The sequence below is a fragment of the Pseudoalteromonas sp. S554 genome, assembly GCF_005930865.1.
GTDB classification, from domain to species: domain Bacteria; phylum Pseudomonadota; class Gammaproteobacteria; order Enterobacterales; family Alteromonadaceae; genus Pseudoalteromonas; species Pseudoalteromonas marina.
Genome location: NZ_PNDV01000113.1, coordinates 1 through 1537, shown reverse-complemented (window position 1 = coordinate 1537; position 1537 = coordinate 1). Strand labels below are relative to the sequence as shown.

At 34.4% G+C, this 1537-nt stretch carries 2 protein-coding genes; both read right to left on the bottom strand.

The features are described 5' to 3' along the window. Window positions 1-502: 502 nt before the first annotated feature. Window positions 503-994 carry a hypothetical protein gene (locus tag CWB65_RS18590; RefSeq protein WP_249365043.1) on the bottom strand — a complete coding sequence of 164 codons (492 nt, stop codon included), beginning with the start codon at window positions 992-994 and terminating at the stop codon, window positions 503-505. Next, window positions 991-1326, bottom strand: a complete 336-nt coding sequence (locus CWB65_RS18585; protein WP_138741195.1) for a hypothetical protein — start codon at window positions 1324-1326, stop codon at window positions 991-993. Before CWB65_RS18585 ends, CWB65_RS18590 begins: the two co-directional genes overlap by 4 nt. Window positions 1327-1537: the final 211 nt, after the last annotated feature.

Genomic DNA, 1537 nt, shown 5'->3' with positions numbered 1-1537 from the left:
GAAGATACTAAAAAGTAGTATGTTTCCTCAGTGTAGCGCGCAGCGCCTCGGTGCGCTCGGTGGTAGAAATTGTTTTTTAGGCAAGCTTTGTGTTTGGCTGATAAAGTGAATAAACACTATTATCACCTCTGAGAACACAATGAGAAGTACAGGAGAAGGTACTAAAAAATAGTATTTTTCCTCAGTGTAGCACGCAGCGCTTTAGAGTTAGGGACTAGGTGGTTTTACATTAAAAGCACATCAATTTAGTTTAAACACACCATAATATTTAAAGTTATCGACACGTAGGCGTGAAGCTTGCTCACGCAAAAAGGTTGTTAACGAAACTATAAGTAAATTAAACGCGCTAGCAAGCAAAGCGCCTACATAAATGCGTTGAGGTACGCTTAGTGGCCAGCGGTTTAAAGATAGGTTTAATTAATCGGTGTGATTTGGCAGTTATTAAAAAACTATAACTGCCGCTATTATTCGTCGATATAATCAACTAAAAATAATCTTTGTTTTATTCAAAACTTTCCATTGTTTTCATTAAATTAAACGGCTTGTTTAGTTTTTCTATTTTTAAAAACTGCTCTCTTAGATTTTCAGGTAAAACAAAGTAGTCAATTTTAGTTCGCTCATAGGCTAAAGGAATTGCCATAATTAACTCATTATAGTTTTCAAAAATGGGTTTATGAGTATCATCTAAGGCTTGTAATTTTGCAGATAATACTGTGAATTTTACTAACTCATTATGCGTGCATAGATCTTGAGTTTTTGCGTAATGGTAAGCTATTGCGCTGCTTAGTATGTTCCAATCATCTGTAATGTGTTTTATATCATTAGGAGTTACAACGACTTCTGATGCCTGACATGCTTCTAGTTTAGATTCGTAAGCTTTAATAGCATTATTATATTCAGCAGCCAGATAATCGTTAAGTGTTCTTTCTGGTGTATCTGCTAACAATGGAAAAAAAACTGTAAGTGTTAAAATCAAAGTAATAAGTTTTTTCATTTTGCAGCCTCACAGCCTCTATATACCGCTTTCCAAAATTGCCTTTCTTTACTGCTTTTAGCTTTAATAGCTTGAAGACCTGATATAGTTTCTATTGTTTTTCTGGCGATACTGGGTGATGCTTTTAGTGCAGAGTTAAAAGAATCAAAATCGGTTTGAGTAAGGTTGTAATGGCTTTTGATAAGGCCGTTGCCTGCAAAAATATTAGCAAATGTACCACCTACAATAGCTGTATTTAGCCATTGATTTACCTGCTTTATTCGTCTTATTTCTTTTATTGCTAATTTGCCACGTTCAGAGAATTCTAAGTCGCTAATTTCAGGGCATTTCATATTACTTTCCTTGTTTTGTAGTTCTCCTACATAAAACTTACCATAAAATAGAAGATTAACACTAATTAAATTGCCGATAGTAATAAGTTTTACATGTTAAAAAATTGATTTATGTACCCAGAGAAGACAATGAGAAGTACAGGAGAAGGTACTAAAAAGTAGTATGTTTTCTCAGTGTAGCGCGAAGCGCTTTAGAGTTAGGGACTATGTG